This is a genomic window from Burkholderia stabilis, assembly GCF_001742165.1.
In the GTDB taxonomy this organism is placed as follows: domain Bacteria; phylum Pseudomonadota; class Gammaproteobacteria; order Burkholderiales; family Burkholderiaceae; genus Burkholderia; species Burkholderia stabilis.
This window is the reverse complement of the sequence record NZ_CP016443.1, coordinates 2,098,561-2,115,027: the sequence shown is the minus strand read 5'-3', so window position 1 is coordinate 2,115,027 and position 16,467 is coordinate 2,098,561. Positions and strand designations below refer to the sequence as shown.

Below are 16,467 nucleotides of genomic sequence, written 5' to 3'. Positions count from 1 at the left end.
TCCGACCGGCGGGCGCGGCAGCGGCGCCCGACCCCCGTTCCGTCACCTCCTGAGCCTATACTTTCGGGATAGCGTGCGAGGCCGCCCGGTTGACCGGTGCGGCCCGGCATCCATTCCCGAGGCATTCCAGCATGGCAAGCGCAGACAAAAAAACCGTATCCTCGACCCTCGATGCCCTCGGCGGCGTTGCACGCTCGCGCCGGACCCGGCGTATCGGCATCGGCGTGCTGATCTTCCTCGTTTTGTTCGGATTGCTCGGATTCTTCGCGGCGCCGCCGCTGATCCGCCATGTTGCCGAGCAGCAACTGAGCAAGCAGCTCGACCGGCCGGCCACGATCCAGCGCATCGCGCTGAACCCGTACACGCTGAATCTCGAAGCCGACGGCATCCACATCGGCGAGCGCGGCGGGCAGGGCGATTTCATTGACATCGGCAAGCTCGTCGTGAGGCCGTCGTGGTCGTCGCTGTTCCGCGGCGCGCCGATCGTCAATGAAATCCGTCTCGATTCGCCGCGCTTTCACATCGTCCGCTACGACGCGCAGCGCTTCAACTTCACCGACCTGATCGAGAAGTTTTCCACGCCGTCCAAGCCGGAGAGCAAGCCGACGCAATTCTCGGTGTCGAACATCCAGGTCAACGACGGCCGGATCGATTTCGACGACCGCCTGCTGAACGAAAAGCACGTGGTCGACAACTGGATGCTCGGCATCCCTTATATCGCGACGCTCGCGTCGAAGACCGACATCTTCGTGCAGCCGAAGCTGCGCATGCGTTTCGACGGCAGCCCGATCGCGATCGACGGCAAGACCAAGCCGTTCGCGCAGTCGCGCGAATCGGAGATCGAGCTGAAATTCGATCGCCTCGACGTGCCGAAGCTGATCTCGTACGCGCCGACCAAGCTGCCGGTGGCCGTCGCGAGCGGCCTGCTGAGCAGCAACCTCACGGTCAATTTCGCGATGAACGGCGAGACGCCCGCGCTGCGCGTGTCCGGCACCGTCGACCTGAACGACGCGAAGGTCACGAGCCCGGCGTCCGAGCCGCTGTTCGCCGCGCGCGGCGTGCACGTCGCGGCGGCCAGCCTCGAGCCGCTGCGCAACGCGCTGCATTTCGACGAGATCCGGATCGATCAGCCCGTCGTCGACCTGTCGCGCGACAAGCAGGGCGTGCTGAACGTCGAGAAGCTCGTCGCGCAGCCGGCCGCCGCACCGAAGGCCGCCGCGGGCAAGCCGGCGGCATCGGGCACAGCGGCGTCTTCGGCCGAAGCGGCGAGCGGCGCGAAGGCCGAGACCGAGGCCAGCGCGAAGGAAACGCCGCCGCTCGACCTGACGATCCGTCATTTCGCGATCGACGGCGGCACGATCAACGTCGACGACCGCGTGCCGGCCACGCCGACCGCGCTGTCGCTCACGAAGCTCGCCGCGACGCTCGACGGTTTCTCGCTGCAGGGCAAGACGCCCGCGAAATACACGCTGTCGACGTCGCTGTCGCGCGGCGGCGACGTGCGCGCCGAAGGCGCGTTCACGCTCGCTGAGAAGCAGGCCGACACGAAGCTGACGGTCGACGCACTCGCGCTGCCGGCGTTGCAGCCGTACCTCGGCGAAGCGACGCGCGCGCGCGTGCTCGACGGCACGCTCGGCGCGACGATCAACGCGAAGGCCGACTGGGGCAAGACGCCGCTCGACGCGCAGGTCGCCGACAGCACGGTGAGCCTGAAGTCGCTGAAGATCGCGACGCCCGACGCCAAGGCGCCCGCCATCGTGCTGCCCGACGCGAGCGCGAAGATCGCGAAGGTCGACGTCGCCGCGCGCACCGCGGAGATCGCGAGTGTCGACGCGAGCGGGCTCGCGCTCGACGTGAAGCGCCTGAAGGACGGCCAGATCGACCTGGCTGCGCTGGCCGGGCCCGCGCAGGCGTCGGTGCCCAAGCGCACGGTCGCGCGCAAGGCCGAAGCCGCCGCGCCGTCGTGGCATTACCGGATCGATGCGCTGAACGTGAAGGATTCGTCCGCGAACTTCACCGACCTGTCGACGCCGCGCCCGGTGAAGCTGGCGATCAAGCCGCTGGAACTGTCGGTGCAGAAGATCAGCGACGACATGACGAAGCCGCTGCCCGTGCAGTTGAAGGCGACGCTGAACCGCAAGGGTTCGCTGAACGTGTCGGGCGACGTGACCGCGCAGCCGCTGAAGCTCGGCCTGAAGATCAACGGCAACCGCCTCGACGCGGCCGCGTTCGAGCCGTACTTCGGCAGCGCGTTGAACGCGACGATCGCGAGCGCGCTGCTCAACGCGCAGGGCAACCTGACCTTCGCGCAGGTGAAGGACGCGCCGCGCGCGACCTACCGCGGCGACGTCGCGCTCGTCGACGTGCGGATGCTCGACAAGGCGACGTCCGACCCGTTCGCGGGCTGGCGCTCGCTCGCGCTGTCGAACCTGAAGGCGAACTACGACGAGAAGGGCACCGACGTCGACGCCGCGCGCGTGACGTTCTCGAACTTCTACGGCCGCGTGCTGCTCGACGCGCAAGGGCGCCTGAACCTGAAGGACGTGGTCGCGAAGGAAACGGGTCCCGCGCAGTCGCTCACGCGCGACGCGAGCAAGGGCGAACCGGTGCCGCTGTCGCCGGGCATGACGCCGCCGGCCGCCGCTTCGGCTGCCGCTGCGCCGGCCGCCGCATCGGCGACGGTGGTCGTGAAGGCCGCGACGCCGCCGCAGAACCCGGTGCGGATGCATTTCGGCGAACTGCTGCTGCAGAACGGCCGCGTCACGTATACCGACAACTTCATCAAGCCGAACTACACGGCGAATCTCGTCGCGATCACGGGCAAGATCGGCGCGTTCGGCACGGATTCGACGACGTCCGCGCCGGTCGACGTCGCGGCGAACCTGTCGGGCAACGGGCCGATCTCGATCAAGGGCTCGGTGAACCCGCTGATCGAGAAGCCGGCGCTCGACCTCACGGCGACCGCGCACGACATCGAGCTGACCAACCTGACGCCGTATTCGGCGAAGTACGCCGGCTATCCGATCACGAAGGGCAAGCTCAACGTCGACCTGCATTACCAGCTCGCGAACGACCAGCTGTCGGCGAACAACCACATCTTCATCGATCAGCTCACGTTCGGCGATCGCGTCGAGAACGACACGGCGACGAAGCTGCCGGTGAAGCTCGCGATCTCGCTGCTGAAGAACACGCGCGGCCAGATCGACGTGAACCTGCCGGTGTCGGGCTCGCTGTCGAATCCGGAGTTCAGCGTCGGCGGGCTGATCTGGCACGCGGTGCTGAACCTGATCGCGAAGGCCGTCACGTCGCCGTTCACGCTGCTCGCGAACGCGTTCGGCGGCGGCGGCGAGGATCTCGGCTACGTCGAGTTCGCGCCGGGTACGTACGCGCTGACCGACGCGCAGCAGAAGAAGCTCGACACCGTCGTGAAGATGCTGACCGAGAAGCCGTCGATCCGCCTCGACCTGATCGGCCGCGTCGATCCGGCGAAGGACACGCCGGGGCTGCGCGACGCGTACGTCGACCGGCTGGTGCGCCAGCAGAAGCTGAAGGACGTGGTGGGCCAGGGCGAGAGCATCGACCCGATGTCGGTGAAGGTCGACCAGGCCGAGTACGGCAAGTACCTGACGCGCGCGTACAAGGCCGCCGATTTCAAGAAGCCTCGCAACCTGGTCGGCCTGCAGAAGACGCTGCCCGATGCGGACATGAAGCAGGCGCTGGCCGATCACGCGCCGGCCGACGACAACGCGCTGCGCGCGCTCGCGCAGCAGCGTGCCGAAGCCGTGCGCCAGTACCTCGACGGCAAGATCGATTCGAGCCGCGTGTTCGTCGTGGCGCCGAAGCTCGATGCGAAGGGCATCGACGACAAGGGCGCGACGACCCGCGTCGATTTCGGGCTGCAGTAAGCGGCCCCGTCATGTGCCGCCGCCGCGCCCGCACCGCCGGGCGCGGCGGCGCGCTTCCCTCAGCGCGCGGCGATCGCCGGTTCGCGCTTGTCCAGCTCCTTCTTCGCCGCCAGCGGCAGACGCGCGTCGTCCCACTGCGTCAGCCATTCGACTTCCTTTGCCGTGAATACCTGTCCGTAGTTGCGCAACGCGTACTGCAGCGCGTCGACGACGTGATGGCGAATGATTTCGGGGGTGCGTGCATCGTCCAGCACGAACCGGAGAGCTTCCAGGGTCGACATACTCGTGCTCCGGGTCAGGGAAAACCCTTTATCACACGCCAATAGTCGCGGGCCAAGCCGAAAAAAAATCCGTTCGGGCGTCGGCGCACGGCGCGGGCGGCGCATTGCGACCGCTTCATGTCACTTGCGATTGGTTACGTTTGACAGAGAACAGAAAGCCCCGCTTCATCCGACCGCCGCACGATCCGGCGATATTTTGCGCGCCTGATGGCAAGTCACGCAGTTCAACATCAATCGATGAGGTGGGGTGATGATTTCGTTTTTCGGTAAGCAGCGGAAGATGGCCGTGATGGTGGCGGGCGCGCTGGCGCTCGCGAGCGCGGGCGCGCACGCCGCGCAGGACGGCAACGGTCAGGGCGAGGATGGCGGCCATGCGCGCCGCGTCGTGAAGCACGTGCTGCTGATCAGCGTCGATGGCCTGCACGAGCAGGATCTCGCGCGCTGCATTGGCGCGAACACGTGCCCGAACATCGCGGTGCTCGCAAAGAGTGGCGTGACGTACGCGAATGCGTACACGCCCGGCCTGTCGGATTCGTTCCCGGGCCTCGCGGCGCTCGTGACGGGCGGCTCGCCGAAGACGGCCGGCCTGTTCTACGACGTGTCGTACGACCGCAACCTGTACGCGCCGGGCGACACGACGTGCTCGGGCAAACAGGGCTGGAACGTCGTGTTCGACGAAACGACCGGCATCGACGCGTTCAACGGCGGCAAGCTCGCGCACCTCGACGGCGGCGGCGCGTTCAACCCGCAGGCGATCCCGCATGCGCGCGTGAACGGCCAGTGCGTGCCGGTCTATCCGCACAACTATGTGAAGACCAACACGGTGTTCGAAGCCGTGAAGGCCGGCGTGCCGAACGCGCACACCGCGTGGGCCGACAAGCACGCGTGGGGTTACGACTGGCTGAACGGCCCGTCGGGCACGGGCGTCGACGATCTGATGCGCACCGAGATCAACTCGATCGACCCGGCGACGAACACCGACTACACGGATATCTACTCGCACACCGCGCGCTTCGACAACCTGCACGTGCAGGCGCTGATCAACCAGATCGAAGGCCGTGACTCGACGGGCACGAAGAGTGCGCCGGTGCCGACGTTGTTCGGCGCCGACTTCCAGACGCTCAGCGTCGCGCAGAAGTCGCCGGTCGCGAAGGGCGGCGGGTATCTCGATGCGGACTTCACGCCGAACGGTCAGGTCGCGAACGCGATCACGTATGTCGACAACTCGATCGGCCATATCGTCGCGGCGCTGAAGCAGGCCAACCTGTACACGTCGACGGCCGTGATCGTCACGTCGAAGCATGGCCAGTCGCCGACCGACCACACGAAGCTCGTGAAGAACGGCGACACGCTGACGAAGCTGCTCGAAGCGAACAACTACCTCGACCCGAACGGCAACTTCGGCCAGAACAACACGACGACGGGCAACCTGAACGACGGGTCGGGCCTGGTCGGCACCGGCTTCGTGCAGACCGACGACGTCGGCCTGATCTGGCTGCGCGACCGCAGCCAGCGCACGGCCGTCGTGCAGACACTGAAGGCGAACCTGGGCTGCAACGCGCCGGGGATCTGCGCGGACGGTTCGCAGGCCTATGTCCTGTATGGCGCGGCGCTCGCCGACCGCTTCGGCGATCCGGCCAACGGCCGCACGCCGGACATCATCGTCCAGCCGAATCCGGGCGTGATCTACACGTCGAGCACGAAGAAGGACGAGGAACACGGCGGCAACGCGCCGGACGACAGCCACCTCGGCCTGCTCGTGTCGTATCCGGGCATCCATCGCGCGCGCACCGTGACCGATCTGGTCGGCACGAAGCAGGTCGCGCCGACGATCCTCGAGCTGCTCGGCGCCGACCCGCGCCTGCTGCACGCGGTCGTGGCCGAGAACACGCGCGTGCTGCCGGGGCTCGGTATCGGGCGTTGAGTGGCGTGACGAACGGGAAGGCGCCCGCCGCATGAGGCGGGCGATGCGGGCGGCGCCGGGCAGTCGACGGCGCCGCATTGCCGGTGCGCGGCTTGAATTCCGCGCCGCGCGCCGGCATATTCGCCACGCATCACCCGTTCAACGACGCACCGAGAGGATCGTTCATGCGCCTTCTGCTTGCCCTGCTGCTGCCGTGGTTCCAGTTCTTCACGATCGGCCGCCCGATCGCGGGGGTCATCTGCCTGATCCTTCAGCTCACGATCATCGGCTGGCTGCCGGCCGCGATCTGGTCGGTGTATGCGCTGAGCCAGTACAAGACCGACCGCAAGATCGAAGCGGCGCTGCGCGAGCGGCGGTGAGCGTAGTCGCGGTTCCCGACGTGTTTTTCCTCGCCAGGCGTGGCGCCACAGCCCCTTCGTTTCGGTAGATATCTACATAGATTGCCCGCAGTTGCCGACGCAATTTATATAGATTTCCGCTGAAATGGCTGTGCTCCGCTGACGGCAAGGACGACACGATGGACAAACGCTACAACGCGATGTCGCTCCCCGAACAGCTCGCACTGCGGCGGCAAGCGATCGAGGGCGTTCTCGCGCATCCGGAATGGCCGCTGCGCGAATCCGTGCGCCATCTGAAGAAGACGATGCGGTTGACGAGCGCCGAAATGGCGAAGCTCGCCGGCGTGTCGACCAAGACGATTCAGGATATCGAGCAGGGCCGCAGCGACGGGACGGTACAGACGATGAACCGCATATTCGGCATGCTGGGGCTCAAACTGGGTGTGGTGCGGCAGAACGCATAGCCGCCCGCCACCGCTCACTGCGCCACCGGCCCGTCCAGTTCCTCCGCCCGCGCGAACAGCCAGTCGACGAACGTGCGCAGCGACGGATCGTCGTCGTTGCGATACAGGCAATGAAACGGCGGCCCTTCCAGATGGACCTCGGGAAACAGCGCGACGAGCCGGCCGCTCGCGAGATCGTCGCGTACGACCGCGCGCGGCGCGAGGCACACGCCGAGCCCGCTCGCGGCCGCCTGCACCAGCAGAAAGAACTCGCGATAGAACGGCCCGCGCAGCGTCTCGGTCACATCCGAGCCGGCCTGGTGGAACCAGTATTGCCACGCTTGCGGCATGCCCGCGTAGTGCAGTAGCGGCGCGTTGCGCAGGTCCGCCGGCGCGCGTACCTGTTCGAGCACCGGATGGCCGGGCGCGCACACGGGCACCGCGACGGTCGCGAGCAGCGGGCGCGACACGAAGCCCTTGCGGCGCAGCTCCGGCGTGTAACGACGGATCACGACGTCGCACGTTTCGTCGATCTGGTCGCGCTCGGCGTCGGCGGTCGTGACGAGCTGCACGTCGATGTCCGGATGCTCGGCCTGGAACACGGCCAGTTGCGTCAGCAACCATCCATGCGCGAACGACACCGATGAATTGATCCGCACCGTCGTGCCGCCCACCGGTTCGAACATCTGCCCGGTCGCCTGCGCGAGCCGCCCGAGGCAACTGGCGACGTCGACGAGGTAATGCCGTGCGCGCGGGGTGAGCCGCAGCGCGCGCCCGTCGCGCTCGAACAGCTTTTGCCCGAAGAACGATTCGAGCACGCGGATCTGCTGCGCGATCGCGCTCTGGGTCACGTTCAGTTCCTCGGCGGCGAGGGTGAGGCTCTGCAGGCGGCCGGCGGCTTCGAAGCTGCGCAGCGCGTTGAGGGGCGGCAATCGGCGCATCGTGAGATCGCGAAGAAAAGCTACACAGTGGGTCAAAAAATGTCGTTTGTCGCGGCTGGGGCGCATCCCTATCATGGCGCCGACAGGAGAACGACCCGATGACGATCATAGCGCCACCCGACTGCCGATCAACCGGAATTCGCCGCCGTCTGCGCGGCCGGCGAACGGCGTGGCGTGCGATGCGCCGCGCGGCGGTGGTGGTGCCGGTGCGCGGCCGCGGCGCGCTGGCGCTCGCCTGTGCCGGGCTGCTCGCAATGCTCACCGGGTGCGCGGCGAAGCCGGCGAACGAACGCCAGATCGGCAGCGGCGGATCGCTGGTGCGCTACAGCTCGAGCCAGACCGAAGTCGACCTGACGGATACCGAGCAGCAGACGCTGCGCATGCTGACCGACCGCCGTTATGCGGGCATCTCGCAGGCGCATGCGCTCGACGCGGCGGCCGGCGTGCTGCGCGCGCAGGGCTATGCGCCGGTGACGGTCGACCGCGACGCGGGGCTGATCGAAGGAGGGCGCAGCGACACGCTGGCGCCGAAGTGGCGGCAATTGCTGCGCGGCGCACTGAAGGCGCGCATCGGCGGGTTGCCCGCAAAACCGGATCACGAGCGCGTGGCCGCGATCGTGACGGTCCGTTTGACGAGTGCGCGCGCCACGGTCGTGCGCGCGCGGTTCGACCGCACGGTGTGGGACAGCAACGGCGATTCGCGCACGAAGACGGTGATCGAGCCCGAGTACTACCAGACCTTCTTCGGCGAAATGGACAAGGCGATGTGCGCGACGTCGTGCGAGCGGTGAGCGGCGCACGCGTGTCGGCGCGGGAGAGCGTAGAGGCGCGGGGAGATGGAAGGCGTGCTGCGGCCGACGACGAACGGACGGCGCGCCCGGCGCATTGGCTTGAAGCCACGGCCGGCGATGGCGAAACGGCCGCCCGGATCGTCGTTCGATCCGGGCGACCGTCTGGCTTACTTCACGGCAAACAGCGTCAGGTTCATGAAGATCTTGAACGCATAGCCGAGCGTGACGGCGCCGATCACGCCGCCTGCCCACAGGACGACGAACCACATCCAGCCGCGCATCCGCGGCCGCGGCGCCTCGGATGGGCGATCGGCGGAATCAGTGGTGGTAGTAATGCTGGTCTTCATGGCGCACCTTGCCTCGGAATACCCAGTAACCCATCGTCGTGTAGGCGATGATGATCGGGAGGATAACCGCTGCGCCGACCAGCGTGAAGGTCTGGCTGGAACGCGGCGCCGCTGCTTCCCAGATCGTCATCGTCTGAGGAATCGCATACGGGAACAGCGTGACGAGCAGGCCGACGTAGCCGAGCAGCACGAGCGCCAGCGCCATCACGAACGGCGTCATGTCGTGCCGGTTGCGCACCGCGCGCCGCATCCACACCGCGCACCCGGCGACCAGGAACGGCACCGGCAACAGGCGCCAGAACAGCCCCGAATCGAACCAGCGCTGCGCGATGGCCGGGTCCTGCAGCGGCGTCCACAGACTGACGACCGCGATGAAGCCGAGCAGCACGACCGTCAGCGGCCACACGACGCGATGGAGGCGCCGCTGCAGGTCGCCTTCGGTCTTCGCGACGAGCCAGCAGCAGCCGAGCAGCGCATAGGTCACGATCAGGCCGAGGCCGGTCAGCAGGCTGAACGGCGTCAGCCAGTCGAATGCGTCGCCCGCGAACACGCCGTCCTTCACGTTGATGCCCTGCAGGAACGCGCCGAGCGCGATCCCCTGGAACAGCGTCGCGCCGGCCGAGCCGCCGATGAACGCGAGATCCCACAGCTGCTTCGTGCGCCGCGCCTTCGCGCGGATCTCGAACGACACGCCGCGGAAGATCAGGCACACCAGCATGAAGATCAGCGGCAGGTACAGCGCCGACAGCACCGTCGAATAGACGATCGGGAACACCGCGAACAGCCCGGCGCCGCCGAGCACGAGCCACGTCTCGTTGCCGTCCCACACGGGCGCGACGGTGTTCATCATCAGGTCGCGTTCCTTCTCGTCCGGGAAGAACGGGAAGACGATGCCGATGCCGAGGTCGAAGCCGTCGAGCACGACGTACATGAAGAGCCCCAATGCGATGATCGCGGCCCAGATTACGGTGACGTCCATAGGTTTTCTCGTATGCGAATGGGGTGGGCTCAGACGGTCTCGAGCGGCTCGTCGACGGCCGACAGCGGGCGGCGCGCGGTGTGATCGGGGCGCGTGTCGGGCATGTCGTGTTTCGGGTCGTGCTTCACGTCGGGCAGCGCGGGGCCGGCCTTCATCAGCTTCAGCATGTAGTACACGCCGGTGCCGAACACGAGGAAGTACACGATCACGAACGTCATCATCGACAGGCTGACCTGCTGCACCGACAGCGGCGACACGGCCTGCGCGGTGCGCATCACGCCATACACGACCCACGGCTGGCGGCCCGCTTCGGTCGTCACCCAGCCCGCGAGCAGCGACACGAAGCCGGTCGGGCCCATCACGAGCGCGAAGCGCTGGAACCACTTCGATTCATACAGGCGGCCGCGGCGGCGCAGGAACCACGCGAGCGCGGCGAGGCCGATCATCGCGAAGCCGAGGCCGACCATGATCCGGAAGCTCCAGAACACGACCGTCGAGTTCGGGCGGTCTTCCGGCGGGAATTCCTTCAGCCCGCGGATCTCGCCGTCCCAGCTGTGCGTGAGGATCAGGCTGCCGAGGTGCGGCACCTTCACCGCGTAGCGGGTCGTTTCCGCCTTCATGTCGGGGATGCCGAACAGGTTGAGCGGCGTGCCGCCCTTCTCGGTTTCCCACAGCCCTTCGATCGCGGCGATCTTCGCGGGCTGGTGCTTCAGCGTGTTGATGCCGTGCTGGTCGCCGATCACGGCCTGCAGCGGCGCGAGCACGAGCAGCAGCCACAGCGCCATCGAGAACATCTTCTTCACGCCCTTGTCGCGGCGGCCCTTCAGCAGGTGCCATGCGCCCGTCGCGGCCACGACCAGCGCGGCGACGATGAACGCGGCGATCGCCATGTGGAACAGGCGGTACGGGAACGACGGGTTGAAGATGATCGCGAACCAGTCGGTCGGCACGACGCGGCCGTCGACGATCTCGAAGCCTTGCGGCGTCTGCATCCAGCTGTTCGACGCGAGGATCCAGAACGTCGAGATCAGCGTGCCGATCGCGACCATCAGCGTCGCGCCGAAGTGCGCGCGCGGGCTCACGCGGTTCCAGCCGAACAGCATGATGCCGAGGAAGCCGGCCTCGAGGAAGAACGCGGTCATGACCTCGTACATCAGCAGCGGCCCGGTGACGGCGCCGGCGAAGCTCGAGAAGCCCGACCAGTTGGTGCCGAACTGGTAACTCATCACGACGCCGGAGACGACGCCCATCCCGAACGCGACCGCGAAGATCTTCGACCAGAACAGACAGAGGGTCTTGTAGTACTGCTTGCCGGTTTTCAGCCAGCGATATTCGAGCACGGCGATGAAGCTGGCGAGGCCGATGCTCAGCGCCGGGAAGACGATGTGAAAGGAGACGGTGAACGCGAATTGCAGGCGGGCCAGATCGAGGGCCGAAAGTGCGGTGTCCATACCAGATGACCGAAGCTGACGATACCCGCCGGCGGGTGCCGGCGGACCCCGGCCGACAGGTGGCGGGGTTGGCTGGAGTATGTGCCGCGATGTTGCACCGCGAAATGTGCCAACTCGTCGCAGATGTCCAGCCCGCCGCGCGCGGTTTCGGGATAAATCGTTGATTCGTATCAAGAAGGCCGTTCGCGGCGCGTGCGGCCGCGGCGTGGCGGTCTGACGCACGTGCGTCAATATGGCGCGTCGCGTCATCGGAACGGTTTCGCGCACGCGAGCGCGGCGTGCCGGCGGGCCTGTGCGCGGCACCATGCGCGGCCGGCCGGTTTCATTGCGTTAGCGCGTAACGCGAACGGTCGGGCCGGCGGGCCGCCGCCGGTGGCGGCTGTCACACGGGTAACGTCGCGCAACATTGGCGCGTCCACCCGTAATGAATGCCGGATCGCGTGCGGGGTAGCGTTCGGGGTATCGGGTTCGCATCGGCGAACCGGCCTGTCGGAGAACGTGACGTGAATGGATTGAAGCTCGCGCTGGGCGCGGCAGCCGCGGTGGCGCTCGCGACGGGCGGCGTGGCGCATGCCGCCCGGGTCGGGGTTTATGTCGGCCCCGGCTTCGGCTACCCGTATTACTACCCCGTCGTCCCCGCGCCGTACTACTATCCGCCGCCCGTCGTCGCGGTGCCGGTCGATCCGCCGCCGCCCGAATACGTCGAGAAGGGGCAGCCGCAGGACGACGGTGACGCGAACCTCTGGTACTACTGCGACGCGTCGAAACACTACTACCCGTATGTGAAGACCTGCAAGTCGGGCTGGCGATCGGTGCCGGCGCGGCCGCAGTGACGGAGGCGCGACGATGAAATCCGTATTTCGACATCTGCGCGTGCCGACGGCGCTGGCGCTGGCCGGCCTCCTCGGCGCGTGCGCGTACATGCCGGTCGGGCCGAGCGTGATGGCGCTGCCCGGCACCGGCAAGTCGTTCGACCAGTTCCGCGCCGACGACGGAAGCTGCCGCCAGTACGCGTTCGAACAATCGGGCGGCGTGAGCGCCGGACAGGCCGCCACCGCGAGCGCGGTCGGCAGCGCGGCCGTCGGCACCGCGCTCGGCGCGGCGGCCGGCGCCGCGTTCAACGGCGGCACGGGTGCGGCGGTCGGCGCAGGCGCGGGGCTGCTCGCGGGCAGCGTCGTCGGCGCGGGCGCCGCGCAGGGCTCGGCCTACGACATCCAGCGCCGCTACGACTACGCGTACCTGCAATGCATGTATGCGACCGGCAACCGCGTGCCGGTGCCGGGCGGGATGAGCGGCGGCGGCGGCGGGTATGGCGGTGGATACGGTGGTGGATACGGCGGCGCGCCGCGTGCGGCGCCGCCGATGCCGCCGGCGGGTGTCCAGCCGCCGCCGCCGCGGTATTGATGCGGGCGTTCGCGCGTCGCGCCGGCGTGCGCGCCATGCACGTGCCGGCGCGACGAGCGATGCTCGACCGTCGCCACGCATGGCGTGAATTGCGTACACTCTGAGTCTCGTTTCGGCAGGGCCGGGCGCATGGGTTCCGGTCCGCGTTTACTCAGGGCACAGCGATGATCGATTTACGCAGCGATACCGTGACACGTCCGAGCCAGGCAATGCTGGCCGCGATGACTGCCGCCGAAGTCGGCGACGACGTATGGGGTGACGACCCGACCGTGCTGCGCCTGCAGGCGGTCGCGGCCGAGCGGGCCGGCAAGGAAGCCGGCCTGTTCTTCCCGAGCGGCACGCAGAGCAACCTGGGCGCGCTGATGGCGCATTGCGAGCGTGGCGACGAGTACATCGTCGGCCAGCTCGCGCACACCTACAAGTACGAAGGCGGCGGTGCGGCCGTGCTCGGCAGCATCCAGCCGCAGCCAATCGAGAACGCGCCGGACGGCACGCTGCCGCTCGCGAAGATCGCCGCGGCGATCAAGCCGATCGACAATCACTTTGCCCGCACGCGCCTGCTCGCGCTCGAGAACACGATCGGCGGCCAGGTGTTGCCGGAAGGTTATGTGCAGGAAGCCGTCGCGCTCGCGCGCAGCCGCGGGCTGTCCACGCACCTCGACGGCGCGCGCGTGTGCAACGCGGCCGTCGCGTCGGGCCGCCCGATCGCCGACCTGTGCGGGCCGTTCGACAGCGTGTCGATCTGTTTCTCGAAAGGGCTCGGCGCGCCGGTCGGTTCGGTGCTGGTCGGCAGCCGGGCGCTGATCGAGCGTGCGGCGCGCTGGCGCAAGGTGCTCGGCGGCGGGATGCGGCAATCGGGCATTCTCGCGGCGGCGTGCCTGTATGCGCTCGACCACAACGTCGAGCGGCTCGCGGACGATCATGCGAATGCCGCGCATCTCGCGGAAGGCCTCGCGCGCATCGACTCCGTGAAGGTGCTGTCGCACGCGACGAACATGGTGTTCGCGCAATTCCCCGAAGCCGATTGCGCGCCGCTCGAGGCGTGGCTCAAGGAGCGCGGGATTCTCACGCAGATGCTGTATGCATCGCGTTTCGTCACCCACTGCGACGTGTCGCGCGCGGACATCGATACGTTCCTCGACGCGGTCGGCGCGTATTTCTCGCAGCGGCGCGCGTAACGGCCGCGCCAATCATCGGGTCATTTCATTTCGGCAGCGGCGCGAGCAATCGGCGCGCCGCTTCGACGACCCGCGCGGACAGCGACGCCATCGTCGGCGACTGCACGGTCCACGCGTGCCAGTACAGCGTGACGTCGGTCGGATGCGCGGGCGCGAGATCGACGAGCCCCTGCGCATCGAGCGGCGCGGCGCCGATCAGCGGTTCCGGCACCATCGCGTAGCCGAGCCCGTGCCGCACCGCCGCGAAGTGCGAATGGGTGCCCGGCACGTAGTGACACGGGTACGCGCCTTCCGGCAACCCGAACTTCTCCTTCAAAAACGACGACTGCAGCGTGTCGCGCCGCGAATACGCGACGACGGGCGCCTTGCGCGCGCTCGTGCGGTTCAGCCCGCGCGGGAACCAGCGCACCGCGAACGCGGCGGCCGCGAGCAGCCGGTAGCGCATCGTGCCGAGCGGCGTCGCGATGCAGCCGCGCATCGGCTTCGGCTCGGTGGTCACGCAGCCGACGGCCATCCCGCTTTCGAGCAGCGCGAACGTATGGTCCTGATCCTCGACGATCAGCTCGAACAGGATGCGCTCGCCCGCGAGCACCGAGGTGAGCGCGGGCAGGAACCACGTGCCGAGGCTGTCGGAATTCAGCGCGATCGTCACGGAGATCGGCGATTCACGCTCGGTCGCGAGCGTGCTTTGCAGATCGGCCTGCAGCAGCGCGACGCGGCGCAGGTGCTGCAGCACGCGTTGTCCGGCCACCGTCGGGCGGCACGGGCGCGTGCGCAGCACGAGTGGCGTGCCGAGGCTCGCCTCCAGCGCGCGGACCCGCTGCGTGACGGCGGACGCGGTCACGTGCAGGCGCACGGCCGCCTGCTCGAAGCTGCCCGTGTCGGCGACGGCCAGCAGCGCGGCGGCCTGCTTCGGATCGATCGTCATCGACATGGGGACGAAATTCCTGTGAACGGGGACGAGAACAGGCCGTAGTGTAAGGCAGCGCGCGCCACCGTCCGGGCGCGGCGAATCGTCCCGCCGTGCGCCATTCGTCGTCGGAATAGGTTGCCGCCCATGGTGCGCCGGCGGCGCGCGCATTTTGATCTACGCTATATGAACGCGCGAAATGCGGCAGGCGCGATGCCGGTCGCCGGACGGCGATGTCATCATGCCGACGTCGGTGCCGGACGACGATGTGCAGCAGACGCAGACGCAGACGCAGCCACACGCCGTCCGCTCGTGCGGTGCGGTGCGTTGCGGCATGCATGCGACTGCGATGCGGCACGGCGGTACTCGCGCCGGCCCGCCGCGCATCGGCGACGCACGGCATACCGGCCGGACAACACCAACCTGAACACGCGACGGAGCGACCTCGTGATGATCTTCCGGCAACTTTTCGACCCGCAATCGTCGACTTACACGTACCTGCTCGCCGATCGCGCGTCGCGCGAAGCGCTGCTGATCGATCCCGTGTTCGAGCAGGTGCGCCGCGATGTGGCGCTGCTCGACGAGCTCGGGCTGCGGCTCGTCGCGACGGTCGACACGCACGTGCACGCCGATCACGTGACGGGCGCGTGGCTGCTGAAGCAGCGCACCGGCAGCGCGATCGCGATCTCGGCGGCGAGCGGCGCGCAGGGCGCCGACCGCTACCTGAACGACGGCGACCGCTGCGCATTCGGCGCGCGCTACCTGACCGTGCGCGCGACGCCCGGCCACACGAGCGGCTGCATCAGCCTCGTACTCGACGACGAATCGATGGCGTTCACCGGCGATTGCCTGCTGATCCGCGGCACGGGCCGCACCGACTTCCAGCAGGGCGACCCGCGCGCGCTGTATCGCGCGGTGCATGGCCGGCTCTTCACGCTGCCGGCCGCGTGCCTGCTGTATCCGGCGCACGACTATCGCGGGCTCACGGTGACGAGCGTCGGCGAGGAGCGGCGCTTCAATCCGCGCCTCGGCGGCGATCTCAGCGAAGACGATTTCGCCGGCTACATGCGCAACCTCGGGCTCGCGCACCCGCGCCAGATCGACGTCGCGGTGCCGGCGAACCTGCAATGCGGCGTCGCCGCAAATCCGCCCGATACGCACGCGGCGTCCGACTGGGCGCCGCTCGTCTACACGTTCGCCGGGTTCTGGGAAATCGATTCGCAATGGCTCGAGGATCATCTGCCGGCGGTGCAGGTCGTTGACGTGCGCGAGCCCGACGAGTTCACGGGCCCGCTCGGCCACCTGCCCGGCGCGACGCCGATTCCGCTCGGCGAACTGGCCGCGCGCGTCGGCGAAATCGCACGCGATCGGCCGGTCGTGACCGTGTGCCGGGCCGGCGGTCGCTCCGCGCAGGCGACCGCGATCCTGCAGAAGGCCGGTTTCGACGCGGTTGCGAATCTCGGCGGCGGGATGTTGCGCTGGCGGGCCGAAGGGCGCGTCGTCAAGGACGGGCGGTCGTAGCGGCCCGCGGCCACACAAAAAAATCCGGACCGATGTCGAATCGGCCGCGCGCCG

Annotated in this window: 15 protein-coding genes; 9 read left to right on the top strand and 6 right to left on the bottom strand. The window is 68.1% G+C overall.

What is annotated here, in order from left to right; genetic code table 11:
• The first annotated feature begins 131 nt into the window (after positions 1 to 131).
• Entirely contained in the window at positions 132 to 3,905 is a 3,774-nt protein-coding gene (locus BBJ41_RS27275; RefSeq protein WP_069749321.1) for a DUF748 domain-containing protein, read from the top strand.
• 59 nt (positions 3,906 to 3,964) lie between these two features.
• On the opposite strand, the gene BBJ41_RS27270 is transcribed toward BBJ41_RS27275, so the two are convergent.
• A complete protein-coding gene (locus tag BBJ41_RS27270; protein ID WP_069749320.1) occupies positions 3,965 to 4,186 on the bottom strand; it encodes a hypothetical protein in 222 nt (73 codons plus the stop codon).
• A 250-nt stretch (positions 4,187 to 4,436) separates the two neighbouring features.
• On the opposite strand from BBJ41_RS27270, the gene BBJ41_RS27265 reads away from it, so the two are divergent.
• The 3 genes from BBJ41_RS27265 to BBJ41_RS27255 all read left to right on the top strand — a co-directional run bounded on the left by BBJ41_RS27265 (position 4,437) and on the right by BBJ41_RS27255 (position 6,912).
• The gene (locus BBJ41_RS27265; protein ID WP_069749319.1) at positions 4,437 to 6,110 is read left to right on the top strand and encodes an alkaline phosphatase family protein; all 1,674 of its coding nucleotides are present in this window, start codon (positions 4,437 to 4,439) and stop codon (positions 6,108 to 6,110) included.
• A gap of 164 nt (positions 6,111 to 6,274) precedes the next feature.
• Positions 6,275 to 6,469 carry a YqaE/Pmp3 family membrane protein gene (locus tag BBJ41_RS27260; RefSeq protein WP_044848494.1) on the top strand — a complete coding sequence of 65 codons (195 nt, stop codon included), beginning with the start codon at positions 6,275 to 6,277 and terminating at the stop codon, positions 6,467 to 6,469.
• Between the two features lie 158 nt (positions 6,470 to 6,627).
• On the top strand, positions 6,628 to 6,912 hold the full coding sequence (locus tag BBJ41_RS27255) for a helix-turn-helix domain-containing protein (protein ID WP_069749318.1): 285 nt from the start codon (positions 6,628 to 6,630) through the stop codon (positions 6,910 to 6,912).
• A gap of 14 nt (positions 6,913 to 6,926) precedes the next feature.
• On the opposite strand, the gene BBJ41_RS27250 is transcribed toward BBJ41_RS27255, so the two are convergent.
• A complete protein-coding gene (locus BBJ41_RS27250; protein WP_069749317.1) occupies positions 6,927 to 7,832 on the bottom strand; it encodes a LysR substrate-binding domain-containing protein in 906 nt (301 codons plus the stop codon).
• Between the two features lie 179 nt (positions 7,833 to 8,011).
• Between BBJ41_RS27250 and BBJ41_RS27245 the strand changes: the two genes are divergently transcribed.
• A complete protein-coding gene (locus BBJ41_RS27245) occupies positions 8,012 to 8,623 on the top strand; it encodes a hypothetical protein (protein ID WP_236872071.1) in 612 nt (203 codons plus the stop codon).
• 167 nt (positions 8,624 to 8,790) lie between these two features.
• Here the strand turns inward: BBJ41_RS27245 and BBJ41_RS27240 are convergent, their stop codons facing one another.
• Genes BBJ41_RS27240 through BBJ41_RS27230 form a run of 3 tightly spaced genes read right to left on the bottom strand, consistent with a single transcriptional unit; the run spans position 8,791 to position 11,400 of the window.
• On the bottom strand, positions 8,791 to 8,970 hold the full coding sequence (locus BBJ41_RS27240; protein WP_069749315.1) for a hypothetical protein: 180 nt from the start codon (positions 8,968 to 8,970) through the stop codon (positions 8,791 to 8,793).
• A complete protein-coding gene (gene cydB / locus BBJ41_RS27235; protein ID WP_069749314.1) occupies positions 8,942 to 9,949 on the bottom strand; it encodes a cytochrome d ubiquinol oxidase subunit II in 1,008 nt (335 codons plus the stop codon). Before cydB ends, BBJ41_RS27240 begins: the two co-directional genes overlap by 29 nt.
• A gap of 29 nt (positions 9,950 to 9,978) precedes the next feature.
• On the bottom strand, positions 9,979 to 11,400 hold the full coding sequence (locus BBJ41_RS27230; protein WP_069749313.1) for a cytochrome ubiquinol oxidase subunit I: 1,422 nt from the start codon (positions 11,398 to 11,400) through the stop codon (positions 9,979 to 9,981).
• 503 nt (positions 11,401 to 11,903) lie between these two features.
• Between BBJ41_RS27230 and BBJ41_RS27225 the strand changes: the two genes are divergently transcribed.
• From BBJ41_RS27225 to ltaE, 3 genes are all read left to right on the top strand, one after another.
• Positions 11,904 to 12,233 (top strand): hypothetical protein, encoded by a 330-nt coding sequence (locus tag BBJ41_RS27225; RefSeq protein ID WP_069749312.1) that lies wholly within the window; start codon positions 11,904 to 11,906, stop codon positions 12,231 to 12,233.
• A gap of 13 nt (positions 12,234 to 12,246) precedes the next feature.
• Entirely contained in the window at positions 12,247 to 12,804 is a 558-nt protein-coding gene (locus BBJ41_RS27220) for a YMGG-like glycine zipper-containing protein (protein ID WP_069749311.1), read from the top strand.
• A gap of 164 nt (positions 12,805 to 12,968) precedes the next feature.
• Positions 12,969 to 13,982 (top strand): low-specificity L-threonine aldolase, encoded by a 1,014-nt coding sequence (ltaE, locus tag BBJ41_RS27215; RefSeq protein WP_069749310.1) that lies wholly within the window; start codon positions 12,969 to 12,971, stop codon positions 13,980 to 13,982.
• A gap of 25 nt (positions 13,983 to 14,007) precedes the next feature.
• On the opposite strand, the gene BBJ41_RS27210 is transcribed toward ltaE, so the two are convergent.
• Positions 14,008 to 14,910 (bottom strand): HTH-type transcriptional regulator ArgP, encoded by a 903-nt coding sequence (locus BBJ41_RS27210; RefSeq protein ID WP_232036295.1) that lies wholly within the window; start codon positions 14,908 to 14,910, stop codon positions 14,008 to 14,010.
• 432 nt (positions 14,911 to 15,342) lie between these two features.
• On the opposite strand from BBJ41_RS27210, the gene BBJ41_RS27200 reads away from it, so the two are divergent.
• Positions 15,343 to 16,413 (top strand): rhodanese-like domain-containing protein, encoded by a 1,071-nt coding sequence (locus BBJ41_RS27200; protein WP_069749307.1) that lies wholly within the window; start codon positions 15,343 to 15,345, stop codon positions 16,411 to 16,413.
• Positions 16,414 to 16,467: the final 54 nt, after the last annotated feature.